Here is a 25,059-nt window from a genome sequence, read left to right on the forward strand (position 1 = left end):
GCTGAAGAGCCTTTTATGCTTGCTGAGTTCGCCATCTATTTATCCCTCATAATGTAGAGTTGAGTCAGGCTTACGATCAGCAAGACGGTGAATAGAACAACGGTTTGCGCGGCGGCATAGCCCATATCGAACGAGCTGAAAGCTGTTTCATAGATCATCAAAACCAAAGGCTTGGTCGAGTTTAGCGGACCGCCAGGGTTGTTTGATGTCATGTTAAAGACTTGGTCGAAAATTCGCAGGAAGCCAATTGACGACAGCACAACAAGAAATACGATTGTCGGCTTAAGCAATGGCAGCGTTATGCGCCAGAGTGTGGTCCAAGACCCAACCCCGTCAATGCGCGCTGCTTCATAATATGTTTGCGGTATGGCCCTCAATCCGGCCATAAAAATGATGATTTGAAAACCCAGGCCAGCCCACACAGCTGGTGCCAAAATCGATGGAAGTGCCCATGTGGTTGAGTTCAAAAACTCAAATTGTGGAATGCCAATTGTGGCAAGGGCATTGTTGAACAAACCGATCGGTACGGGCTGATAGAACCATCTCCACAACCATGCCATAGCAACAGTTGAGGTCATGAAAGGCAGAAAATACAATGCTCTGATGGTGCCATGCATAAAGCGGACCTTGTCCAAATTATAGGCAATGACAAACGAGATCAAAAGACTAATTGGAGTGCCGAGCAACAAATAGATAAAAGTGTTTTTGAATACTTTCCAGAATACGGGATCGGCAAATAATTTGGTGTAATTGTCAATGCCTGTCCACGTGCGTGCGCCCAAGAGGTTCCATTCCTGAAATGACAGTGCGATCGCGTTAAAAGTCGGATAAAAGCGGATCAAACAATAAAATATTGCTGGCACAGCTAAAAAGGTCCATGCCCACACAACTTGTTTTTGCTTTATGGTCAGCGCACCATAGAAATTCATAATTCTCTCCAAACGAGCAAGTGGCCCCACAAATTGCGGGACCACTAAGGTCAAGGGTTAGTTGTAGTACTCGTCTAGAATTTTCTGCTCTTCGGCAGCTGCAGCAGCGATGGCATCCTCGGGAGACTGGCCCTCAAGGAAAATGCGCTGTGTTGCATCCATCAGAACTTGACGCTGGCCGGACTCGTTAGCAAATACCGTCGTTTTTGCGTAACCCAAACCGTTGATGAATGGCCCAAACACTGGGTTCATCTTGTTTTCGTCAGTTAGTCCAGCAGAAGGTTTAGCGGGCAGTTCGCCAACTGTATCAAGCCAAATCTGCATAGCCTCATCTGTTGTAATGAACGCTATAAACTTCTTTGCAGCTTCGGCTTTTTCACCAGTCGCTTTTGAAGTTAGAGCGTTTACCCAATAGCTTGAGTAGTTGGATTTCATGCCATCTGGACCGGCCGGAAGCTCTGCAACGCCCCACTCAAGTCCGCGAGTGCTGTCCAATGCGCCAATGCGGAAAGACCCGTCGATGTGCATGCCTGCACGACCTGCCTTAAAAGCAGCTTGTGGCTCATCCATAAATCCAAAACTTGTGACTTCATGAACAGTCTGAAGATCGGTGTACCATTTCAGCGCAGCCGCGCCCCCAGCATCTGCGTAGGTGACTTTAGCGTTTGAAGCGTCATATGGCGCCCCACCAAATTGGCGAACAAGTACTTCGCGGAACCAGTGATGATCCTGAGCGTTCATGCCGGTTGTGATACCAACTTGTGTCAAGTTGCCTGAGCCGTCTTTTTTGGTCAGTTTTTTCGCTGTTTCAATCAACTCATCCAGCGTTGCTGGCGGTGCTTCAATGCCCGCTTCAGCAAACAAACGCTTGTTATAGAACAAAGCGAGCGAGCGAACCGCTGTCGGCAAGGCCATATATTGGCCGTCTCGTTTCATCGCCTGAACCATTGGGAAATACTCAGCCTCAATTTGTTCTGGTGGGAACATATCGGTTGGCAGAGGCGTAATGAGCTCTGCATCAACATAGTCGTTCAACCAGCCATAAAACAGTTGGACAACATCTGGGCCTTCGCCAGCTGGAATAGCTGCTGCGACCTTTGTGCGATAGTCAGCGTAGGGAAATGTGGTTTGCTTGACAGTGATATCAGGGTTCGCTGCTTCAAACTTCTCGATGAGAATATCCATCGCTTGAATTCGCGCGTCAAAAATATACTGCCAATATTCAATTTCTACCGCCAGACTGGCCCCAGATGACATGGCAACAACAGCGCCAGTGGTCAACCCGAGTAGCTTCTTCTTCCATGAAGTCATTTCGATTTCCTCCTCATCGATTTCACCTCAGCGCAGAAATTGTCAGTATAATCAATTGTGTAGCTGAATTATCTGACAGACTCTTAGGTTTTGTTTCCGGCTGATTGAGACAAAGTGTTGACCATCTGAGCAAACAAATCAATACTTAACTCAAGTTAGTTGAGTAAATAATTTCTGATCGGAGGAAACATGCCTATCGGAATCGTTGGCGGAAATGCGGAGCGTAATCGAGACCACAACCAAAGAGTTGTGCTTGAATATGTGCGCACAAATGAGCCGGCCGGGCGCGCAGAGATCGCACGCAGCTGTAGTTTGAGCATCCAAGCTGTTTCCAATATTGCCGCTGTTTTGGAATCCCAAGGATTGCTCAAACCTGACGGTCACAGAACCGGCGTTCGGGGAAAACCTGCTTTGCAATACCGCTTCAACCCCGACGGGGCATTTGCTGTTGGTGTTGAACTTCGCCCAGATGCAATTGTTGTGTCCTTGCTCAACCTGTCAGGCGAATTGTCATATTCTAAGCGCATAACCAGCGTGGTAGCCGATCCACAAACGGCTGTGCTGCAAATCCTGGGTTTGTTGGAAGAAGCAATGACTGAAACAAACCGCGAAAGGTCCCATCTTTTAGGGGCTGGAATCGTGATGCCGGGACCATTTGGGCAAACAGCCCTGACCAGTGCAGGTGAAGCGGTGTTACCGGGTTGGGACAACCTAGATCCACAGGAAGTTTTCGAAAAATCGTTGAACTGCCCAACATTGATTGAAAATGATGCGACCGCCGCGGCCGTATCGGAGCGTGTTGCAGGCGTTGCAAAGGGGCTGGACGATTTTTGCTTCGTTTATTTTGGGGCAGGCATCGGCCTTGGCGTAATTTCAAACGGACATATCCAACGCGGTGCATATGGCAACGCCGGTGAAATTGGCCATATCATTACCCAGTTTCAAGGGAACCAATGCGCATGCGGCAACAAAGGTTGCTTGGAAACATATGCCAGTAGATTTGCAGCAATCCAATATATGCAAAAGTTTGGCATCGACCTTTCAACAGGTGCCGATTTCGCAAAATTGTTGCAAGAATCTAACCCACATATGTTGGACTGGCTTGATCAAGCGGGGGGGCACTTGTCGCAGGTTATCGGCACGCTTGAAAACTTATATGATCCCCAAACAATAATTCTAGGCGGCGCACTTCCAGACACGGTTATTGATGCCCTTATTGAGAGGATTGAGCTTCCAGTTGGCTCCGTATCTAACCGTGCCGATCGCCAAATCGCGCGGTTGGTACGTGGCTTTTCTGGCCGACAAACCGCTGCCATCGGTGGTGCGGCAATGGTCATCCATCAAACAATCACACCTTCACATTTAACCCTAGCCTAGGCGAATATGAACATGAGCATTTCTGACGGCGAGCGCTTGCAACAGGCTTATGCCAGACCAAAAGCCACCCAGCTTTGGAAAGCCCTTCAATCCCTAAAGTCGGTCACCTCTTTTATGAACACTGGCGCACATCCGGATGATGAAACATCGCGCATGATTGCAGCTATTGGGTTTAGAGACGGTGTGAAACTCTCCCACGCCTGCTCTACGCGCGGCGAAGGCGGCCAAAACGCGATCGGCACCGAAACAAAGGTGAAATTGGGCATTGTTCGCACGCGTGAGATGGAACGGGCGGCTGAAGTGCTCAACATGACCCAATATTGGCTTTGTCAAACACCTAATGACCCGCTCGGTGATTTTGGGTTCTCCAAAAGCGGCGAAGAAACCTTAAACATTTGGGGGGAAGACCGCACACTGGAGCGATTTGTGCACATCCTAAGGCAAGAACGGCCGGATATCATCGCTGTCACTTTTTTGGATGTACCTGGTCAACATGGCCACCACCGTGCGATGACGCAAAGTGCGTTTAAAGCTGTAAAGCTTGCAGCTGATCCAACGTACAACCCAGAAGCAGGGCTTGATGTATGGCAGGTGAAAAAGCTCTATTTACCCGCTTGGTCTGGCGCAGGCGACGCCTATGACGATGATCTGCCACCGCCAACGAAAACGGTCTCCATTGATGGCAGCGGCGGCGACCCAATTTTGGGTATGGATTACTCGCAAATAGGCGAGGTATCGCGCAGTTTCCACATGACACAAGGCATGGGCAATTGGCACGAAGCGGGCGCACAAATTTCATGGCCGCTAAATCTTGCTTGGGCGGCAGACGGGCATGGCGGTGATGAAGCATCGATCTTTGACAATTTACCCCGCACACTAACAGATCTGGCGGACTTTGCTGGCGCGCCTGAACTTACAAATATGTTGAGTTCCGCTCAAAGCCACATTGATACAGCTCTAGCCCAATGGCCCAATTATCAAGAAGTTCGCACCGCCTGCGCGTTGGCGCTAGAAGATGTTCGCAATGCACTCGCCGCCTGTTCTCAACCGGCAAAGGCTGAAGTCGAACATCGATTGTTGGCCAAAGTTGAACAGCTCAGCAAAGCTCTTTTTTTGGCAGGCGATAGAACCTTGCGCCTGGAATTATCATCCTACGAGGTGCGCCCAGGTGAAATAATAACCGGCACAATTCTTACGCCTGCAGGCGAAGTTCCAGATTTTGAGGTAATAGCACCAACAGGGTGGAACATCACAAAAACCCATGATCTGGCATTTAATGTCGAAATCCCCAAACATGAAAAACCTTCGGATCCTCTTCCAGATGTGTGGCATCCAAATCGGGCCAATGCGCAATTGTTTGTGCGAATGAATCTTGCGGAAAGTGGCCAACAGTTCACCGTTGAAATTGAAGCCGAGGAACGTATCAACGTTGTTAGTGCCCACGAAGTCACACTGGATAAAACGGCCCTTATCTTCAACCTTCAGGACGCTAAGGATATTCAAGTTCACGTCGAACGAAAATCACCGCAAGGCGCATCGCTGACAATAAGCGGCGACCTACCGTTTGATGTTGACTGCACAGATGACAAAATTGTCATTTCAAAGAATAGCAATTGTGGCCCTGGTCTGTACAAAGCCGGTGTAATTCTTGATGGTACGCCGGCAGCTTTTCAACACCGAATGTCTTACCCCCATACAGGGGCAATGACCTATGCTGAAGCTGCTGAAATCCGCCTGTTGGCCCTCGACCTTGCACGACCCAGCGGAAAAATTGGGTATATTTCGGGCGGAAGTGATCGATCTGGATATTGGCTCGGCCAAGCAGGCTTCGACATTTGCGAGATAACCGATGAAGCACTGTTGCGTGGCGATTTTAGCGAATTTGACACAATTTTGGTTGGCGTGTTCGCCTTGCGCACGCGCCCGGCTCTTGCTGAGCAGATAAAAAATCTTCACAAATGGGTGCACGCTGGCGGCAACCTTGTCAGCCTTTATCATCGCCCGTGGGACAATTGGGATCCAACTAATTCCGCGCTTGCCCCCCTAACCATAGGCAAGCCATCCCTGCGTTGGCGCGTGACAGATCAAAATGCTCAGGTCCAAACTCTATTACCGGAGCATCCCTTGCTCGTTGGCCCCAACAAGATCACAGCTCAGGACTGGAATGGTTGGGACAAAGAACGTGGACTTTACTTTGCATCAACATGGGATAGCCAATACGAAGCATTAATTTCAATGGCCGATGTAGGCGAGCCCCCGTTAAAAGGGTCCCTTCTTTCAGGGCGATTTGGCAAGGGTCGACATACTCACACGAGCCTGATTTTCCACCATCAATTGGAACAGCTCGTCCCAGGGGCCTACCGCCTAATGGCAAATTTGCTGAATAGGTGCGATTGAATTGAGCCATTTGCCAAGCGCCTTTGTGGCATAGCGACTTAAAGACCAAATATCTGCAACGCCACTCGCTGTCTGCCAACTGGCAAGAGCGGCGGAAAATCATTCTGGGGCTGTAAAACCTAGAGAATTTTTCGCTATTTTGAAGAAAAACTGAATTGTTTGAAAAGATGGCTGGAGATATTTTTTATTCATAACGGGTTTGTAGTGTGATGTTGTTGATTTCCTGAGGAGCTCAAAAAGTGTAGCAACGAAAATACCACAAAAAATTTTGTATTTCAGCCCCTCACCTGGAATTCAGAGCCCTGCTCTACCAAAAACGCAATGCAGATTCCGCGGTTTTGATTGCAATTAGACGGTTCTGCATCGCATTTTGCAGATTCACGATTGTCACTAAGTGGGCTTGCAGTTGCATACTATACATTGGCTCATTGGCAGCGACTTGCAAAACATCAGACACTCAACAAAAGGTACGTTCTATTCGAATTGCGGATGAATTTCACGCTAATCTTGCATAGCGCCAGCAAGCGCAGCGATCCAATGTTTTGGGTTATGTTTTGACGAGCCGGAATGCGGACAGCGCGTTTCAAGGTGCCGTTCCACCGATCTCAAAAGTGCGCCGTTCGCGTCGACAAGCAATTCGTGCACCCCGGACATGCTAAGGTCTATTCCAAGGTGTGCCATGCGTTAGCTCTCAAGATAGGTGTCAAGCGCGACGCCTATACCCTGGTCCCAAATCATGGCTAACCAGCGGTCAAAAGCAGCAGCGAATTCGGAATCATCCGCCACATCCCCATAATATTGCCGCTGCGCACGCCAAACGGCGGGATCGTTTTTGCTACGGCCTGCCGCTACACGTAATTCTTCCCAATTCGGGTCGTTCGGCTCAATCTTGCTGCCATTTTCCCTAGTGCCTGCACACATGCGCGCCCACGCAGCTTCGACCAACGCCAGTCCCTCAAACGGGGCGCCCGCTGCGATCGCGTCGCGAAGCGAAGGTACCAAGAACCCTGGGTGTCGTGACGACCCGTCGAAGGCGACGCGCCGCGTCGTATCTGCAATCCGAGGATTACCAAAACGATAGTTGAGTAGGTCAATATATTCCGCAGGGGTTTTCCCGGGAACGGCCTGCACATGCGGCGCAATCTCCTCACGCGCCACCTTATTGAAAAGCGCTGCAATCTGCACATGCGCCATGCAGTTGGCAATCGTGTCGACTTGAAGCAGTTCCCCGACATTGGCGATCACCTGATGGCCGCCGTTCAACAAACGAATTTTCATTGCTTCGTAGTCGTGAACATCCTTTGTGATAGTGGCCCCAACCTTTTCCCAAGCCGGGCGACCCGCGCAAAAATCATCCTCAATCACCCATTGGCGGAATTCTTCATGGGTGACCGGAACAGCGTCGTCGATGCCGATTTCGCGCGCCAGACGCAACTCATTTGGGCCGGTAGCCGGAACTATGCAATCGACCATAGAATTTGGGAAGCTGCAATTTGCATTAATCCAATCGGCCAAATCGGGATCAGAAAGCCGCGCTAGAGACACCACTGTTTGGCGCAATATTTCCCCATTTCCCTGCAAATTGTCACAGCACAATCCAGTGAAGGGTCCTATTCCAGTTGCGCGGCGCAGCCTGAGTGCTGCGACCATTGCGCCAAAGGCGGTCATTGGCCGGTCAGGATATTCAGCGTCGTGAAGTATATCGGGATGTTGTGCGTCAAATCCCTTTGTCGCTGGATCGATATAGTACCCGCCCTCAGTCACGGTGAGAGACACAATGCAAATTTCGGGTCGACTCATCCGTTCGATCAATGCGGCATTGCTCGCCTCGACGGGAACGTAATCGATCATAGAACCTATTACTTCGGCAGAACAGCCGGAAGGATCCAGCTCGATCAGCGTTGTCAGGTAATCCTGTGCTGCCATCTTCTTGCGTTGAGTCTCATCAAATGGGCGGATACCAGCACCAACGATTGCCCAGCCAAATGCTTCGCCCGTCTGCATCAGCCTGTGTAAATACCAAGCCTGGTGCGCGCGGTGAAAGTTGCCCACACCAATATGTACGATTCCGGCCTCAAGCTTAGTACGATCATAGTTTGGTCGCAGGATCGTTGAAGGCAAGTCGGACAGCGCAGCGTTACTGAGCTCCGCAAAACGGGATTCAGACAAAAGTTCCTCCATCAGCTCATCCATTGTCCGCCGTCCACGTTGTAGGTTTGCGCGACGACGTAGTCGCTTTCACTAGTTGCGAGAAATATCGCCATCCCGGTGAGGTCTTCGGCTACCCCCATGCGACCGTAGGGGACAGCATCGCCGACCTCTTTTTTCTTCTGTCCAGGGCGCTTGCCCTCATGTTTCGCAAAGAATGCGTCCACTCCGTCCCAATGCTCGCCATCGACGACGCCAGGAGCAATGGCGTTCACATTAATGCCATGACCGATCAAGTTGAGACCCGCAGATTGTGTCAGGCTGATAACAGCAGCTTTCGACGCGCAATAGACTGCGACGAGCGGTTCTCCGCGTCTGCCAGCTTGACTTGCCATATTGATAATCTTGCCACCCTTACCGCGTTCGATCATGTGACGTGCCACCGCCTGCATCGTGAACAGAGTGCCCGCGACATTGATGTCAAAAATGGCGTCAAATTCGCTGCGCTTGATTGCGACAAGTGGATCTGCTGTAAACCGCGCCGCATTGTTGATTAGAATATCTATTTGCCCAAACTGTTCGACGGTCTTGGCCACTGCGGCTTCGATGCTGTCCTGCTGTGTCACATCCATTTCCACAGCAATTGCAGCATCCCCAATCCGAGACGCAGTTTCACGTGCGCGGGTTATGTCAATGTCCGCGATGGCCACGCGCGCGCCTTCGCGCACATAAGCTTCAGCGAATGCACATCCGATACCGCGAGCCGCGCCGGTGATGAGTGCGGTTTTTCCTTTCAGACGCATCATCGGATCGCCCGACCGCTTTCATCAAACCGATGTAGCTTCTTCATGTCAGGTGTCAAAAAGACTTTGGTACCGTATTCGAGTTCAAGATCACCACCAGCACGCACTGTGAGCGGCTCGTTCGATCCATCGAAGTGTACATGGACGAACGTATCTGAACCAAGGTGTTCGGACACTCCAACAACACCTTCCCATTCACCTGCAGTATCTGAAATTGACAAGTGTTCGGGACGAATGCCTATAGTATGCGCGTTGTATTTAGCAGCAACTTCTCCAGACAGGAGATTCATCTTCGGCGAACCAATGAAACCTGCGACAAACACATTGCACGGACTCTTATACAGTTCCAAAGGGCTCCCAACTTGCTCGATTACGCCAGATTGAAGCACCACGATTTTGTCGGCCATGGTCATCGCTTCGACCTGATCGTGCGTAACGTAGATCATCGTCGTGCCCATTTGCTTATGCATTTCACTGATTTCTAACCGCATTCCAACGCGCAGCGCCGCGTCCAAATTAGAAAGCGGTTCGTCAAACAGGAACGCGGAAGGATCACGGACAATCGCTCGTCCAATGGCCACCCTTTGACGTTGACCGCCCGAAAGCTGCCCTGGTTTTCTCTCAAGATAGTCGTTCAGATTCAGTGATGTTGAAGCGGCTTCGACACGCTTATCGATCTCTGCTGGCTCCATGCCCGACATCCGTAACGGAAAGGCGATGTTCTTGCGCACTGTCATATGCGGGTAAAGGGCATAGGATTGAAACACCATGGCCAAGCCGCGTTTGGATGGTGTGACGTTGGTGACGTCTTCACCATCAATAATCACCTTGCCTGCAGTCGCATTTTCAAGACCCGCGATCAGTCGAAGCAATGTTGACTTGCCGCAACCAGAGGGACCAACGAAAACGACAAACTCACCTTCATCGATGCTCAGGTTTAGCGGCGGTATGACCTCGGTGTCGCCAAACGATTTGGCGATATTTTCAAGTTTGATGCTTCCCATTTCGAAATCCTATTTCACTGCGCCAAAGGTTAGACCCCGGACCAATTGTTTTTGACAGAACCAGCCGAGCACCACGATAGGTCCAATTGCTGCGGTAGATACTGCGGAGAGCCGTCCAAAGAATAATCCCTCTGGGGCACGATTGCCCTCGATTAGGCTGGAAAGCGTAGCTGCGTCGGTGGTGGTCAACCTCACGGTCCAATATGCTTCATTCCAACAGAATATGAAGGTGAGCAATGCGGTTGACGCGATTCCGCCCCATGCAAGTGGGATCAAAATCTCTTTGATCTCGCCCCACATGTTCACACCGTCCATCTTGCCGGCTTCCATAATTTCTTTCGGGATTTCCTTGAAATAAGAAAACAACATCCAAATCACAATTGGCAGGTTGACCAACATCAGCACGACAATGACGAGAAACTTCGTGTCATAGATCCCAAGAAAATTCTTCGTTAGGAAAGTCATTGGATAAAGCACGGCAGCCGCCGGCAACATTTTGGTGGACAGCATCCACATCAAAACATCCTTGGTGGAGCGGGACGGGTCGAACGCCATCGCATAAGCACAAGGCACGCCGACGACCAAAGCGAAAAATGTTGCGAAAACTGAAGTAATGACTGAGTTTTTCAGAAAGCGCCAATAGTCATAGTTGTCGACCATATTCGCATAGTTTTCGAACGTGGGTGTAAACGTGAATAGGAACTCTGGTTTCACCGCGTCCGCATCTGTCTTGAAACTAGTGAATACCAGCCAGAAGATTGGAAAGAAGATGACGATCGCAGTGATCCAAGCCAAGGCTGGCCAAAAAACGCGGGAAAATCTTGATTGCTCTGCAACGATAGCCATGTATCTCTACTCCATCAAAGACTTGCTGATCATTCTTAGAAGGAAGACCGCAAGTACATTTGCTAAGATAACCGCAAAGATGCCTGTCGCACTCGCAGCACCGATGTTGTTGGTTGCCATTTCGCCGATAAGATAGGGCAAATTCTTGTTGCCATTGCCGCGACTGACGATTTCGATCTCGGCATAAAGCGACAGATGAAAAATAGCCTGGATCATCACTACAATCGACACTGGGCGTGCCAGATGTGGCAAAGTCAAAAAGCGGAACATTGACCATTTTCCTGCACCATCAAGAATCGCAGCCTCTTTTTGTTGCTGATCCTCCGATTGGAGCGACGTCATAAATATAAGCACCGCAAAAGGCGTCCATTGCCACGTCACCATCAAAATAACCGCGATGGCAGATGTCTGAGAGGCGCGAAACGATATTGGTATTAGCTCTGGCCAAAGCGAGAAAAACCAACCCACAAGCGGTGCATCCTGCAATGTGGCCACAACCTCATTCAAACCGCCCACTGCAATCCCTTGCAAACCCAAGACAGGGTCCAGGATCATATTGATCCATAGTACCGCATTCACCGCGGGCATGACAAAGAAAGGAGAAATCAGCATAACCCTAACGATGCCTTGGCCCGGAAATGTCCGATTAACAAGAATCGCAATTGCCAAACCAAGAACAACCGTCAAAACGATGATCGATGTAACAATGAAAATCGAATTATAAACAGCCAGCCAGAACCCGTCATTGTTCCAGACAAACAAATAGTTTCCAAACCCGCGCCAGTTTTCAATGCTGGGGCTCGTCCATTCAGGACGAATTGAGCTCGCCAAAACATAGCGAATGAAGGAAAAGAACAAAGTAATACAAAGCGGAACCAGCATCCATGTTAAGAGCAGGATCACCGCGGGCGCCTGCATTAGACGCGAAAGCTTTCGGTCGGCCATTGGCACACCCTTTACGTTCAATTGTTCTCTAGAGTCATTTTCGTTCAATCGCTTGTCAAGCAACCATGGTCGCTGCAAATGGCTGCCGGAGAAACGATGCGCAGTGTTTTACTGACGAAGGGTTCGGATATCCGATATCCGAACCCTTCTTTTTGGGCGGGAGAGCTACTGTTTATTCGTAGTAACCAGCTTCTCTCATGATAGCATCAGCTGCCGCTTGTGATGCTGCCAGTGCTTCGTCTACAGATTTGGCACCGGAGAGCGCCGCAGCCATTTCCTGTGCAACGGCACTCCCGACTTGAGGGAATTCTGGGATAGCCGCGAATTGAACACCAACATATGGCTTCACTTCTGTGGCTTCAGGTGCAGCAGATTGCAGCGCCGTAATTTCAGCCTCGGCGAACGGAGCCGCAGCAAGAAACTCTGGATATGCATAAGTTGATGTACGCGTACCAGTTGGCACCGAACCCCAACCAAAGTCTGGGTGGTTGGCGACAGCCAAAACGTATTCTTTGGATGTTGCCCATTCGATGAATTTCTTAGCCTCGACAGCATTAGGTGAACCAGCAGGTACTGCCATTGCCCAAGCCCACAACCAGTTAGCACCAACGGGGTTACCAGCGTGCGGTGATTGCGCATAAGCAACGCCATCAACTTCTAGGAAGGACGCAGCGATTGTGGCGTCGATCCACATCCCGCACTTGCCTTCGTTATAAAGCGCTAAAATTTCGTTGAATGAGTTGCCTTCAGATCCTGGAGGGCCATAGGTGCCAAGCAAATCAACATAGAAATTGATCGCCGCACGCCACTCATCTGAATCAATGGCTGGACGCATATCTTTGTCAAACCACGCACCGCCAAACGAATTTACAACTGTTGTGATGAAGGCCATATTGTCGCCCCAGCCTGGCTTACCGCGCAAGCACGCGCCATAAATACCTTGGTCTGGGTTGTGGATCGCTGCTGCAGCCGCCTTTATGTTGTTCCAGTTGTCGCTATCGGCGATGGTAACACCTGCTGCATCGGTCAAATCCTTGCGATACATAACCATGGAAGATTCACCATAAAACGGCGCAGCGTAAAGCGTGCCATTGTGTGATAGGCCATCGCGAATTGGCGACAGCATGTCTTCAAGGTCATATTCAGCACCGAACTCAAGCGGTTCAATCCAACCGGCAGCGCCCCAAATCGGCGCTTCTTGCATGCCGATGTTGATAACATCATATTGGCCACCACCCGTGGCAGTGTCTGAAGTTACCTGTTCGCGCAACACCCCCTCTTCAAGCGAGACCCAGTTTAGCTCAACACCCGTTTCTGCGGTGTAGGCTTCAGCCACTTTTTGCATGTTGATCATATGACCGTTGTTCACGATCGCAATGGTCAACTCTGCTGCATTAATGGCAATCGCGCTAGTGGCGCAAACCGCAAGCCCAAGAGCTGCAGATTTCAATGTTCTCATATTTTCCTCCCGAAAAATTGTCACTCTGATAATGACAACACAAGGAGGAGCATAGTAACAAACATAACGGCGGTCAACATTAAAATTTACGCGCGTAAACTTTAGTTCCTTTGAGCATGTGCATTGCTAGGCAGATGCGCGCATGATCAATTTACCATCAAACAGTATTGTTGTCCCTGTACCGCTTCGCTCATCCTTGTTAATCAACTCAAGCAGCATTTTGACACTGCGTGCAGTAATCGCTTCATAGTCGTGGGACACGGTGGTTAGCGTGGGACACGTGAAACTCGAGAATGGGTGGTTATCATGCCCAGCTACGCGAAGTGCACAATCCTCGCTAAGTCCAACGCGCAATCCAAGCTCATAAGCGGCAGCCAAAAATCCAATAGCCAAACGATCATTCGAACAAAAGATTGTGCCAGTCGCAAAAGCTTTGTCTACCAAAGCCTTCCTGCCTTCGCGAAAACCTATCTCTTCAAGACTCCATCCCTCACCCTCGGCCTGAATAACATGCGGCGTGTGACCCATCAGCTCCATCGTCTCGATATAGGCATTGCGTCGTTTGTTCGCGTTTGGGTTCGGCGGATTGCGCATTTCGAAGAATACCGGAGGCTCACCACTTCTGACTAAATACTCTAGCATGACTTCTATGGCTTGAGCGTTATTGTGGCCCACAAAGGCCTCTCCCGTAACTTCAATATTAGCGTCAAAACTAACGGTGGGCACATCTGCGCAAAATGCTTCGATTGCAGCACGATCCGAAGTCCGCCCCAACGGCGCGATTAGGACACCTGCTGGTTTAATTGATCTAAGTGAGGCAAGATTATCTATTTCCAATGCAGGATCACCATGAGAGCTAAGCAAAATCGGCTGAAACCCTGCTGCAATCACTAGAGTTTCAATTCTTCGCGCCATTTCAGCAAAGAATGGATCGGCCAAATAAGGAACCACTATGCCAACATTCTTTGTAAGCTTTCTGTTTTGATTAATGGCAAAAATATTCGGCCGATAGTCACACTTTGCAAGTGACTCCTCGATCTTGTCTCGCGTTCTAGAGCGAACACTCTGTGGATCGTTAAAGTACTTTGAAATTGTAGGTCGTGAGAATCCGCTAAATTCAGCAAACTCTTCCATATTCTGGATTTTTGGTTTTCTCATAGCACCAAACCTCTTCAAAATTGACCTAGACTTTACAATTTCTTATCGCGCGGCAAAAATCAATTACTTTTAGCCTTCCATCAAGTGAAGTCCGAGCCTGGACCATTTGCTTTCACCAAATGCGCCTGCCTTTCAAACGATCTGCGGGCAAATAGGAATAGGTCTTTCTCCGCAAAATCCGTTAGTCATATGCTGCTGCGGGGCATACAGTTTTACTCTTTAGTTTGGTTCGTAGCGCATTTAGAAAATCAGCACAGTTTTTGCTGTCGTAGCATTCGGCTATTGCACTTGCTTACCACTTTGCAATTACCACAAGGAGCTCCAAGCTGACTCTCATCAATCGGATTTTGCTTGGCCTTTGGCTAGGCGACTTTTAATCGATCAACGCTCTTGCCTCTTGCCTCGTTGATAGCCCCAACGTCAACAACCAATGTAATCGGAAGCGAGGCACTTCGGTTAGAGACCACAAATTGAATGCCCGCACCGATTAAACCCGTTTTGCTTTTTCCACGCGCGAAACAATCGACATTTGTTGGTGGTCTTGCGGAATCCTGCCCCACAAATGTCTCGATGACGTGGATATCTGATACTGAGAAATTTGCACGTGCAGCTTCAGGTACACTTTCAAAACAAAAGCATACCGGCGCTTTGTCATCAATTCATCCCTACCATCGCGGTTACAGATTGGCGCCCCGCGATGTCCGACATACGACCACGCTTAATAAGGAAACGATCGATGAACTCGGCGTCCGACAATTTGGCAATCCAACTTGAGCATATCAGGAAAAATGCCGTTGCAAACTATGTCGGCTGCCCTGGCACTCCAATTCAAAGTTCAGCTCATGAACTTCAAGCTCGTGCACTAAAGAGCCTTTGCGCAAAGATTACTTGTGCGGATTTGACCTCGCGCTGTCCGTTGTCAGAAATTTTGAACCCCATTGAAACCACTACTACGACCCCAATACTGGACGGTTTACGCAAGCTGATCCGCTGCAGTTGTGGATCCGGATGGGCGCTTTGAGTGCGTTAGTTAGTGGGATGTCGGCGAAAGGGTGCTTGTTGGCGCGGGTAGTGGTCCCAAGTGGAAACTGCCCCCACGTGGTTTACCAAAAGCTGGACACCACGCCCCAGCAAGAAAGGTGATGGCATAAAATGGGGGTCGAAGATTGATCCGCGCACTCATATTCGAAGTATGAATGGCAAAGGCGACAACCAAAATCTTTGGCAGAAAGATGACGATATTAAGTGGCAGAAGATTGGAAAACCTTTGGACAAAAACGGCAATCCTACAATCCGAGATTCTAAGCGTTCTCATATAAATCCAGACGATTTCAAATTCAAATAGGAACGAAAGCAATGAGTTACCTAGTTCAGATTATCGAGCCTCTGGATGCCTGGCTGGATCGCATCGTAGTACTGCTGCGACAGGGTTGGGGATGTTGAGCTGCAACGAGAGGTATGGGTAGAAAGGAAGTCCATCATTAACAGTTCTAACGAGATGATGTCCCAGTTTTTGGACGGCAACTATTGTCACTCGTTTGTGGTCCAAAACTGCATGTCACATGAACAGCGTCAGCTTTGTATCAGTGAGTTGAGACCAATAGATATGGAAAACCATGATTTAGATGAAGCTGAGCTTTTCGAGACAGCCATTTGGAACGAGCTGAGTAAACTCAGCTCCAAGCTTGCTGAAAATTTGCTCAGAAACCCGCCGACGCTTATCAGACTGTCAAAGCATGTTCTGGAGGTTACCAAGCATACATCGTAAACTGGTCGTATCAACAACTGCTCTTGGCGTAATTGTTCAAGATCAGATTTTTGATCGCCTTTGTACACTCCAAGCTGAACAAGGGTTTTCAATTGTCTTGGTCACACACGACCTCGAGTTGGGTGTTGAAAGTTGTGAGCAGATTGTGACGATGTTTGCGGGAATGCAACGAAGCGGTCGTAAGCTGATTTGATCTAGAGAGCGGCATCAAAAATAGTACTGGGTGCCCTGCGATTGGCGTATCGCAAAGCAATACTATCTGAGCGACTATTTTTCTGGGTTGCGCCCCACTAATCAGTATCTTGCATTCGCGGCCCAGAACCGACCTTAGCCGCAAAATAAATATAGCACTTCAATTTCCCTAAAGCCGACATCGTGCACTGACAAAACCTCTCAATCATCGAAAGGCGGCCGTCTCGACTTATTAACCACGGCGCGATTTGTAGCCCGCTTATCAAGTAGGCGGAGATTGATCACTCGTCGAATTTTACTGGGACCGTAGTCCGGTGGTAAATGGACGAATGCCTCCGCTTGGCGCAGCATTGTGGCGACTTGCCGCCACAAACGCAACTAGACCCCTGTGATCATCGATACAATCTCATTTTTGTCTGTCTTTACCGTTTCTCGAATGCCAATTTGCTGACCACGGCGCAGGACGCAGATGCGGTCGGAGAGGCGAAATACTTGGTCTAGACTGTGACTAATGATGAGGACAGCGAGGTCGCGCTCTTTGAGGCTTGCGACAAGCTTTTCAACCTTTGCTGTTTCTGCCACACCCAGTGCCGCTGTTGGCTCATCCAGCAAAACCAGTTTTTTTGCCCAATGGGTTGCTCTGGCGATTGCAACACCTTGGCGTTGTCCACCTGACAGATTGCGAATGGTGGTTCGAGCAGAGGGGATGCGAACGTCAAGATCTTCAACGAGCTGCTCGGTCTCAGCAATCATTTTCTTGCGGTCCAACTGGAAAAGTGGCCCACGTGTTTGCTCGCGACCAAGAAACATATTCATGTAAACAGCCTGCTCATCAGCCAATGCAAGGTCTTGATAAACAACCTCAATACCAGACGCGCGTGCTTGGGTCGCGTCTTTGAAATTGACCTCATCTCCGTCAAACGAAATGGTGCCGGTTGTAGGGGTGTATACACCTGATATGATCTTAATCAGGGTCGATTTACCAGCCCCATTGTCACCAACAAGTGCAACAATCTCTCCCGCTTTCAGATCGAGCGAAAAGTCCTCAATTGCGACCACACCACCGAAGGATTTGTGGATATTTTCAAGCCGCAGTACGTCCTGAGGCACATCAACAGTTTGACTATTCATTTGACTACCTTAGGTTGGGCCAAGCTTCTTCTTGACCAAAAATATTCTCGATTGTCACAACTTTTGGCGTAACTTTGGAAATGCCTGACACGCCTACAGTGTATCCGCGCTTTACAAATGCCTGCCCTCTAAAGCCGAACACAACGCTATCACCAGATTTGGGTGAAACATTTTGTGTCGCATCAATCATGCCGTAATAATCGATTGCGCTTGTTGGTGGAATTTCAACGCTTGCGAGTGCGTTTGCTTGAGCCGTTGGCGTTGAAGACACAATTGCCTTCAAGTCATAGTCTGGAAACACGGGATCAATATATAGACCGCCGCCAAAGCAATAGGCTTTATCTTCATGCAGATGGGAGACTTCGCTGAGGTAAACCGCAGCTGGAAGTTCAGGCAGGTCTTTAACGGCGTGTAATGGGGTGGTCCCATGCAAGGCATTGCCAGGCTCACATTGGGTTGCACCTGCGTTCGCCAAAGCTTCAAGAACAACGGAAGACGTGGTGCCAGGCGCATTGATTTCTATATCGTTGTAGCCTGCATCCACTAGAGCCATGGCAGCCGCTTCCAAGGTGGAAAGGTTGTGAGTTGGCAAGACCTCGTTGCTTTCTTGGTTGAAGAGCAGAGCGGGGAAAGTCGTGATGCCAGCAAACCGTGCACCATCTAACTGATCGACGACACGGGCAAAGGCCACTATCTCTTCGGCTTTCACACCGCCTTCATGGCCTGAGTAGAAAGTGTCTCCGTCAGCTTTAATGCGGACAAGCAAATCTTGAACACGTCCAGCTTTTTTTGCGGCCGCCGCCGCTTCCCGTGCCTTTTCAATGCTAAAGATCGTCCAATAGTCTGGTTTGATGTAACTCGCAACAAGATCAGCTTCGAATTTAGGAACTTGCACGAGATGACCAACATGACCCACTGGCAAACCGGCCCGAGTGCAAGCCACCGCGCAGGCAACATCCACGGCAACTGCACGATCGACGCCGCCGCGCACAGCTGCTTGGCAAAATCCTGAATTGCGTCCAACCTGTTTGGTCATGGCAAAGACCTTCATGCCCAAACGATCGCCTTCCGCGCGCAATATTGCGGCGTTATGCTCCACGGCATCCAAGTCGAGAACATATGCATTGGCAGGGATTTTGCCTGCCTGATGCAAAGCGATAGCTGTCTCGATGAGTTTTGGGTTTCTTCTTCGAATAAGGTCGAGAAACATGGATGCTCCTATCGGTTTACGTCGCGCAATGAAATGGCGACTGCAATCAGAATTATTAATCCTCGGACGATCATTTGGTCCGAAACAGAAAGGCCCATCAATATAAGGCCATTATTGAGCATGCCCATCATAAGCGAGCCGACTAGGGCGCCAATGATCGTACCTTTCCCGCCATTCAGTGCAGTGCCGCCTATGATCACCGCAGCGATTACGGTCATTAGGTCACTTTCGCCCAACGTGTATCGCGCTGATTGCAAACGACCGGCATAAAGTAGACCTGCAAGGCCAGCACAAGCGCCACAAACCATCATCACCAGCATGCGAACACGCGGAACCTTGATGCCAGAAACTTGCGCCGCGCGCGGATTGTCGCCTGTGGCCAAGACGTGTGCGCCGAATTTGGTTTCGCGGAATACGAAATGACCTAGCGCAACTGCGCCGATGGTCCACAAAACAAGTGAAGGTACACCAAAGAGCGAACCGGAGCCGAATAAATCAGTGAAAGTTGAATTAAGAACGGGCACAGACCTAAGGTCCGTCATGGTGCGGGCAATGCCAGCAAATAGGCCCATAGTTGCCAATGTCACAAGGAAAGACGGCAAGCGCAAATAAGCGACGAGTATGCCGTTGAAAAATCCAATTGCAACTCCAACGCCTAATCCTGCCAAAATGCCAAAAAACAGTGGTTGCTCGCCAAGCACAACAGCGCTCGCGAGCGCAGAAACAGCAACAATCGAGCCAAAGGACAGATCGATTTCTCCGGCTGCGAGGACGAACACCAATCCTATCGCCATAATTGTTGTGGGAGCGGTTTGTAGGGCGATGTTGACCAAGTTCCGCTGGGTCAAAAACCCATCATCGCCTAAAGTTATGGCGAAGAACACGAAGATCAATAGAAAGCCAATATAAACCACATATTGTGTCAAATTCAGCTTCTGTGAGAGTTGGGCTAGCTTTTGCATTTGCAAAATCCTGTAATGCGAGCGGCGGGGTAAACCGCAAAAATGGGGGCAGCGATGCCGCCCCCAGCTAGGTCAAAGGGAGTTATTGGGTCAGGCTCTTTGGTGCTTCGCGGTGAAGTGAAAGCATCCAGCCTTCATTTATGTTTTTATTGGTCACGGTCACAGCAGGTGCCACTACAAATGCTGGGCTGGATTGGCCAAGTAACCCGCGTGCAGCTGATGCTGCCAAGGCGCGGCCAAGTTCATATGCCTCGTCTGCAACCAATGCAGCAACGTTTCCACCACGAACCATGTCGAGTGCGATTGGTTCAGACAGATCAAGCGTTACGATCTTGGTGTCTTTGTTGCCATTGGTGCGAAGTGCAGACAAGACGCCCTCAGCGGGACCGGCCCATGTTACGTAAATGCCACCAAGATCTGGGTGCTTGAGCAACATCGCATTGGCAATTTCTTCAGCCCGTGCAGGGTCGCTGATGCCAGCGGAAGCAACAATTTCCATGTCAGGATAATCGTTTTCGATTGTTGTCTTAAAAGCGTTGTCGCGCTGGTTGGTCACATAATATGTGGCATCGTGGAAGATCCATCCAACTGAGCCTTTTCCGCCCATATTTGCTGCCAGTGCATCAGCGGCTTGCTTACCCATCTGGAAAAGATCGTCGGTTACAATAGATGCATATTGCTCACCATGTTCGTAGCCTGCCGGTACGTTAGATAAGAACACCAATTGTACGCCAGTTTCGGTTGCTTCTTTAAATGCAGCGGCAGATGCAACAGGATCGAGCGGCAAGGCCAACACGATGTTTGGCGATTTTGCCATGACGGTTTCGATATCGCTGCGCTGTTTTGCAGTATCAAATCCCGCGTTGGTTGTTGCTACAACTTCAATGCCTAAACGGTCAAATTCATCCGTTGCACCCAATGAAACGGCGCTTACAAAATCTGACTGATCATGCCAAACAAACGCCGCCTTGTAGTTACCTGCCTTAAGCGCGGCAACGTCACTGTCTGCAACTGTTACTTCTGACGATGGGGTTGCGGCTTCGCCATTTGGGCCAACTGTTTGTGCCCATGCTGAGCCAGATAATGCCAAAGCGACAACCGCAGATAGAGCGGTTTTCGATAGATAGTGCATATTGATTTCTCCTCGTTACTATTGGTTTTCGATCTCGCAAAAACTGACGATGAACTCCGCGAAAGCAATGATGCCGGTAAGATATTCATCGATTGAAATACGCTCCTCCAGCGTATGACAATGCGCGATATTTCCGGGCGCACAATAGATGGTTGGGCACCCAAGTCTTTCAATTAGGAACGGTGCTTCAGACCAATATGGCGCACCCTGAATTTCTCCCCGATCAGGCATGTGTTCGGTGATGATCTTTGCGAATTTTGTAATTGGCTCTAGCTTAGGCGAGATGTCTGTTGGTGAACCGCCAAATTTGTGGTCGCGACCTGCTGGATAGGTGATGTTGAAGGAACAACCCGAATTGGCCAGGCCGTCTTCAATGGCCTTTTCAAGTTCAGCTACGGCTTCGTCCAAGCTTTGTCCTGGCAATAATTTGCAAATCAGGGAAAGTTTGCATTCACCGGGCACTGCAATGTAACCACCGCCTTGCACCTCGGTCACCAAAATGAACGGCCGGCCAACAAGTTCATGGTGTGCTTGTTTAGACATTGCGTCTGATAGTGCCCAAATCTGTTCAAGAACTTTATGACTAGCTCTTAGAGCGTCAATGCCTTGCTCTGGCACGCCGAAATACGCTGATTTACCGACGATCTCGACATCCGCGATGAAAAAGCCCATTTGAGCTGGAAAAACCTGCAATTGGGTGGGCTCAACATAGATGGCAAAATCAGGGTTGTTTTCGCCTAGGAATGCCTCTGAGCGCGTCAGGTGGTCAATGCCAGCACTAACGCCTGTACCTTCTTCACCACTTTCTTCATCGCCAATAAACGCGAATGAAACATCGCCTTTGAGCCGAATGCCAGTTGCATCAATTAGATCAAGTGCCGCAAGGCAGGTGCAAATACCACCCTTAAGATCACCGGTACCCCGCCCCCACATTTCGCCGTCGATAATTGGACCACCAAATGGATCTTCTCGTTGATCCCCGGCCCATTTTTCACGCCATCCATTCACATGGACAGTATCGGTGTGGCCTGCAAATAGTAGGTTTTTCCCGCCGCCGGATCCTGGCCGTTTACCGAAAATGTTTGGACGGTTGGGCAAAAATTCTTCAAGGACTGGCGTGAGGAGTCGCACACTCATTTCGTCGTACAAGTAGGAAACAAAATTGACCTCGTTGCCTGTGATGCTGTTTTTGCTCACAGCACCACGCAGCAAGGAAACTGCCTTGTCGCGATCCAGTTGGTTTTGAAGTTTTTCGGCCAGGCTAACCATCCACCAGCGCCTCCAACTTCGACAGTTTGGCCGGCGGCAAACTAATTTCCGCACCTGGAATGCCACCAGTGAGCAAAGTCGCATGAACCTGGCTCAAACCAACAGATGCAGCACCGATCAGCGCTGCGCGGCCACCCAAACCGCTTATCCCAAGTTCCGTAGTGGATCGAGAAATGCGTGCCAGTTGCAGTTTAACGCGCTCAAAGAGTTCCGTGCGTCGACCGATGGAGCCGCCAAAGATGATTTGCTCGGGATCGGTAATCGCCATAATTGTCGCACATGCTCGCGCGACCTCTTTGGCCACACTATCAAGTACAATTCGTGCATTCTCATCTTCATTAAGTCGGTCAAATATTTCCGGGACCTGAAGTTGCTCGCCGGTCAGTTTTTTGTAGTGGGCTCGAATGGCGTCCGTCGCGGTTGCGCGTTCCAACGCACCTTGACGCAAAGACTCTTCATCAAACGGGTCAGCGCCAAAAGGAAGGTAACCAAGTTCACCGGCAGATCCGTTTTTACCACGAACCAATTCTCCACCGACCATGATGCCCGCACCAATGCCGGTTCCAATCGCAATATAGGCGATGTCATCAAATCCATGGCCGATGCCACCCCAATGTTCGCCAAGAACAGCAAGATTGACATCGTTCTCGACGATAACATCAACGCCTAGTTCGGCCCGTAATTCACCGTTAAAATCGATCTCATCCAGATGAGCAATATTTGGCGCCATAAGAACAGCACCCGTTTCAGCGTCAGGCACACCAGGAACCCCAACTACCACCAATCGTAACTTAGCGAGAGGTAGCTCTCGCTCTGCCATGACGGAACGACAAAGCTCAGCGACTTGCTTCACCACATCTCGGCCTCCGTTTGGGCTGGTCTTCTCCGAAGCGTCGCCAAATATTGTGCAGGACAAATCCGCAATAGCGACGCGGACATTGGTGCCACCCAAATCAACAGCTGCAACAAAGGCGGCATCTGGCACAACTTCGTAATTCATCGCCGCACGACCAACAGAGCCTTTATGAAGACCAACCTGACGAACCCATCCTTCATCTTCGAGCTGTTTTACCACCTCAGAAAGCGTTTGTTTCGACAATCCCAATCGCTTTGCAATGGCAGCACGCGAAATCGGCCCCTCGTGCGCAATTGTCTCAAAAACACTACACTTATTCAGTTTGCGTATATTGTTCGCTGCTTCGGTCATCAAATCAATCTATTAGTTCGGTAAGTTGACGAACTAATAGATTGTGTTTTGAAATTTGTCAAGCTACACCAAATTTAAGGAAGAAAAACATCCGCGAGGCTCACTATAAATTGACGCGGAAGTCCGAAACCCCAGAGTTAAGACACAAAGAAAGTTCCCAACCAATGCTCAGCTTAACAAGGAAGCTGAAAAGATCGGTACGGATAGGAAAATCTAATCGGTGACCGTAGTCGGTGTAGGTTTGATGTATGAGGGGAGCGTTCATCCGTTTGAACCGACAGCTGAGGTTCAGCTAATGTCTGCGTTCCACCCATTGCGGTCCTATCCAAACTCAAAAACTTCACCTGCGAGATGTTGAGCTGGCGCGAAAAAGGGCGCTTTGGCGCACACAATATCGAGGTTATTGGACTTAACTGGTAATTTGGCTTTGAAAAGTTGAACATCGAGGAATGGAGAACAAGCTCTTTGCGCACCAGCTAACCACGACGACTTCAAACCCGGACAACGAGCGACAACACGCTAAACACCCTGACACGGTTCCCATTTTCACCAAGATTTGCCCAATCAAAGACTGAACTTATGCCAAAAAGGAAGCACTTGTGTGGCAGCCCGCTGGGGCATGAATTTAAGAAAATGATTGCTGCCCGGTTTCGGGCTTTTCTCGGTGCAAGGTGCTTTCGCCTTGTTTAGATCGAGAGGAGTTCCAAATGACTAAAGATAACTACCCTTCAAGTAAAACCCAACAACTAGCCCGGCAACTGGCAGAGCCAATCAGGGTCAAGATGTCCACCATCGTAAATCGACTTGTTTGGCAACCTCAAAGTGTGAGATTAGCAGCGTCTAGATTGCGAAAGGGAGGCGTTGACGTTGCGATGTCCCGCTCTGTTCGATCTGGAGAGACTGTGTATTCTATTGGAAATGCAAAACCGACGGAGGCTTAGAATGGTATCCTTGTTGCCCTCCCCTCCTCTGCTTTCTAAAAGCAATGTTATCGACGAACCAAAGTTCGATTTTGGTGAGCTCTAAGGTGAACAAGACAAAACGCTCATCCAAAACCTTGCTATGGCGCATTACTATTTGAATGAGATAGAGTCCGGAAAGCATATCGATGAGATTGCAACAGCCAGCAACACATCCAAGCGTCGCATCATGCAGATTATCAACCTCGCATTTGTTGCACCAGACATTGTGAAGTCGATTTTTCAAGGCAAACAACCGTGCGGCTTAACGACCAAATATCTGCAACGCCACCCGCTCCCGGCTGACTGGCAAGAGCAGCGGAAAATCATTCAAGCGCTCTAACCCACGAGCGATGCACAAATCTAAAACCTGTCAGCCTCAAAAAGCGCAAACGAGACTTTTGCGCAATATGGGCCAGATCTTGTTCCACGCAGACGTCTCGCCACGCAGCACCACGAGCTAATGCGCTGAAAAACCTAAATGATTTACAGTCATTCTAACGATATTCTCAAATGCTTGAAAAGATGGCTGTGGATTTTTTTTATCGCTAACGGGCCTGCGGGGTGTTGTTGTTGATTTCCCGAGGAGTTCATAAAGTGTCGCAATGGAAATACCACAAAATATCTTTGTATTTCAGTCTATTACCTTGAGGTCCAAACCCCATCCCAACAAAAATGCAAAGTAGATTCCGCGGTTTTGATTGCAATTATATGCACGCAACCGCTCGCTCCGAAGCCTATATACAGTTCTGCAATGCGTTAACTGGCTCTCGATTGTCGCTACGCGGGATCGCTTTGTCGTTAAGTGGGATTGTATTGCGGATATGTGGGACCAGATTGCAGTTGTATACT

The 25,059-nt window shown here is 49.5% G+C and carries 19 protein-coding genes; 3 read left to right on the forward strand and 16 right to left on the reverse strand.

Annotated features, from left to right (window positions below; genetic code table 11):
- Positions 1-35 precede the first annotated feature (35 nt).
- Positions 36-929, reverse strand: coding sequence for a carbohydrate ABC transporter permease (locus O4H47_RS02825; protein WP_269392418.1), 894 nt, complete (start codon positions 927-929; stop codon positions 36-38).
- Between the two features lie 57 nt (positions 930-986).
- The gene (locus tag O4H47_RS02830; protein ID WP_269392419.1) at positions 987-2,240 is read right to left on the reverse strand and encodes an extracellular solute-binding protein; all 1,254 of its coding nucleotides are present in this window, start codon (positions 2,238-2,240) and stop codon (positions 987-989) included.
- A 189-nt stretch (positions 2,241-2,429) separates the two neighbouring features.
- Here O4H47_RS02830 and O4H47_RS02835 point away from each other — a divergent pair, with 189 nt between their 5' ends.
- Both O4H47_RS02835 and O4H47_RS02840 read left to right on the forward strand, forming a co-directional pair.
- On the forward strand, positions 2,430-3,617 hold the full coding sequence (locus O4H47_RS02835; RefSeq protein ID WP_269392420.1) for an ROK family transcriptional regulator: 1,188 nt from the start codon (positions 2,430-2,432) through the stop codon (positions 3,615-3,617).
- A gap of 12 nt (positions 3,618-3,629) precedes the next feature.
- Complete coding sequence (locus tag O4H47_RS02840) at positions 3,630-6,014, forward strand: PIG-L family deacetylase (protein WP_269392421.1); 2,385 nt, start codon at positions 3,630-3,632, stop codon at positions 6,012-6,014.
- Positions 6,015-6,515: 501 nt separating this feature from the next.
- Here O4H47_RS02840 and O4H47_RS02845 read toward each other — a convergent pair.
- The 14 genes from O4H47_RS02845 to O4H47_RS02910 form a co-directional block, all read right to left on the reverse strand.
- The gene (locus O4H47_RS02845) at positions 6,516-6,695 is read right to left on the reverse strand and encodes a hypothetical protein (RefSeq protein WP_269392422.1); all 180 of its coding nucleotides are present in this window, start codon (positions 6,693-6,695) and stop codon (positions 6,516-6,518) included.
- A gap of 3 nt (positions 6,696-6,698) precedes the next feature.
- Positions 6,699-8,183, reverse strand: coding sequence for a mannitol dehydrogenase family protein (locus tag O4H47_RS02850; RefSeq protein ID WP_269392423.1), 1,485 nt, complete (start codon positions 8,181-8,183; stop codon positions 6,699-6,701).
- A gap of 11 nt (positions 8,184-8,194) precedes the next feature.
- Positions 8,195-8,968 carry an L-iditol 2-dehydrogenase gene (locus tag O4H47_RS02855; RefSeq protein ID WP_269392424.1) on the reverse strand — a complete coding sequence of 258 codons (774 nt, stop codon included), beginning with the start codon at positions 8,966-8,968 and terminating at the stop codon, positions 8,195-8,197.
- Positions 8,965-9,969, reverse strand: a complete 1,005-nt coding sequence (locus O4H47_RS02860; RefSeq protein ID WP_269392425.1) for an ABC transporter ATP-binding protein — start codon at positions 9,967-9,969, stop codon at positions 8,965-8,967. The genes O4H47_RS02855 and O4H47_RS02860 overlap by 4 nt, the downstream gene beginning before the upstream one ends.
- Positions 9,970-9,978: 9 nt before the next feature.
- On the reverse strand, positions 9,979-10,809 hold the full coding sequence (locus tag O4H47_RS02865) for a carbohydrate ABC transporter permease (protein ID WP_419719591.1): 831 nt from the start codon (positions 10,807-10,809) through the stop codon (positions 9,979-9,981).
- Positions 10,810-10,821: 12 nt separating this feature from the next.
- Positions 10,822-11,760 carry a carbohydrate ABC transporter permease gene (locus O4H47_RS02870; RefSeq protein ID WP_269392427.1) on the reverse strand — a complete coding sequence of 313 codons (939 nt, stop codon included), beginning with the start codon at positions 11,758-11,760 and terminating at the stop codon, positions 10,822-10,824.
- A gap of 172 nt (positions 11,761-11,932) precedes the next feature.
- Positions 11,933-13,219 carry an ABC transporter substrate-binding protein gene (locus O4H47_RS02875; protein WP_269392428.1) on the reverse strand — a complete coding sequence of 429 codons (1,287 nt, stop codon included), beginning with the start codon at positions 13,217-13,219 and terminating at the stop codon, positions 11,933-11,935.
- 126 nt (positions 13,220-13,345) lie between these two features.
- Positions 13,346-14,377, reverse strand: coding sequence for a LacI family DNA-binding transcriptional regulator (locus O4H47_RS02880; protein ID WP_269392429.1), 1,032 nt, complete (start codon positions 14,375-14,377; stop codon positions 13,346-13,348).
- Positions 14,378-16,715: 2,338 nt separating this feature from the next.
- Complete coding sequence (locus O4H47_RS02885; RefSeq protein WP_269392430.1) at positions 16,716-17,468, reverse strand: ATP-binding cassette domain-containing protein; 753 nt, start codon at positions 17,466-17,468, stop codon at positions 16,716-16,718.
- 4 nt (positions 17,469-17,472) lie between these two features.
- Positions 17,473-18,678, reverse strand: a complete 1,206-nt coding sequence (locus tag O4H47_RS02890) for an alanine racemase (protein ID WP_269392431.1) — start codon at positions 18,676-18,678, stop codon at positions 17,473-17,475.
- Between the two features lie 8 nt (positions 18,679-18,686).
- Positions 18,687-19,640, reverse strand: coding sequence for an ABC transporter permease (locus O4H47_RS02895; protein WP_269392432.1), 954 nt, complete (start codon positions 19,638-19,640; stop codon positions 18,687-18,689).
- A gap of 82 nt (positions 19,641-19,722) precedes the next feature.
- On the reverse strand, positions 19,723-20,772 hold the full coding sequence (locus O4H47_RS02900; RefSeq protein WP_269392433.1) for a substrate-binding domain-containing protein: 1,050 nt from the start codon (positions 20,770-20,772) through the stop codon (positions 19,723-19,725).
- Between the two features lie 18 nt (positions 20,773-20,790).
- Entirely contained in the window at positions 20,791-22,041 is a 1,251-nt protein-coding gene (locus O4H47_RS02905; RefSeq protein WP_269392434.1) for a M20 family metallopeptidase, read from the reverse strand.
- On the reverse strand, positions 22,034-23,248 hold the full coding sequence (locus tag O4H47_RS02910) for an ROK family transcriptional regulator (RefSeq protein WP_269392435.1): 1,215 nt from the start codon (positions 23,246-23,248) through the stop codon (positions 22,034-22,036). Before O4H47_RS02910 ends, O4H47_RS02905 begins: the two co-directional genes overlap by 8 nt.
- A 1,077-nt stretch (positions 23,249-24,325) precedes the next feature.
- Between O4H47_RS02910 and O4H47_RS02915 the strand changes: the two genes are divergently transcribed.
- Positions 24,326-24,550, forward strand: coding sequence for a hypothetical protein (locus tag O4H47_RS02915; RefSeq protein WP_269392436.1), 225 nt, complete (start codon positions 24,326-24,328; stop codon positions 24,548-24,550).
- Positions 24,551-25,059 lie beyond the last annotated feature (509 nt).

Origin of the sequence: Maritalea porphyrae (assembly GCF_027213965.1) — a bacterium.
In the GTDB taxonomy this organism is placed as follows: Bacteria; Pseudomonadota; Alphaproteobacteria; order Rhizobiales; family Devosiaceae; genus Maritalea; species Maritalea porphyrae_A.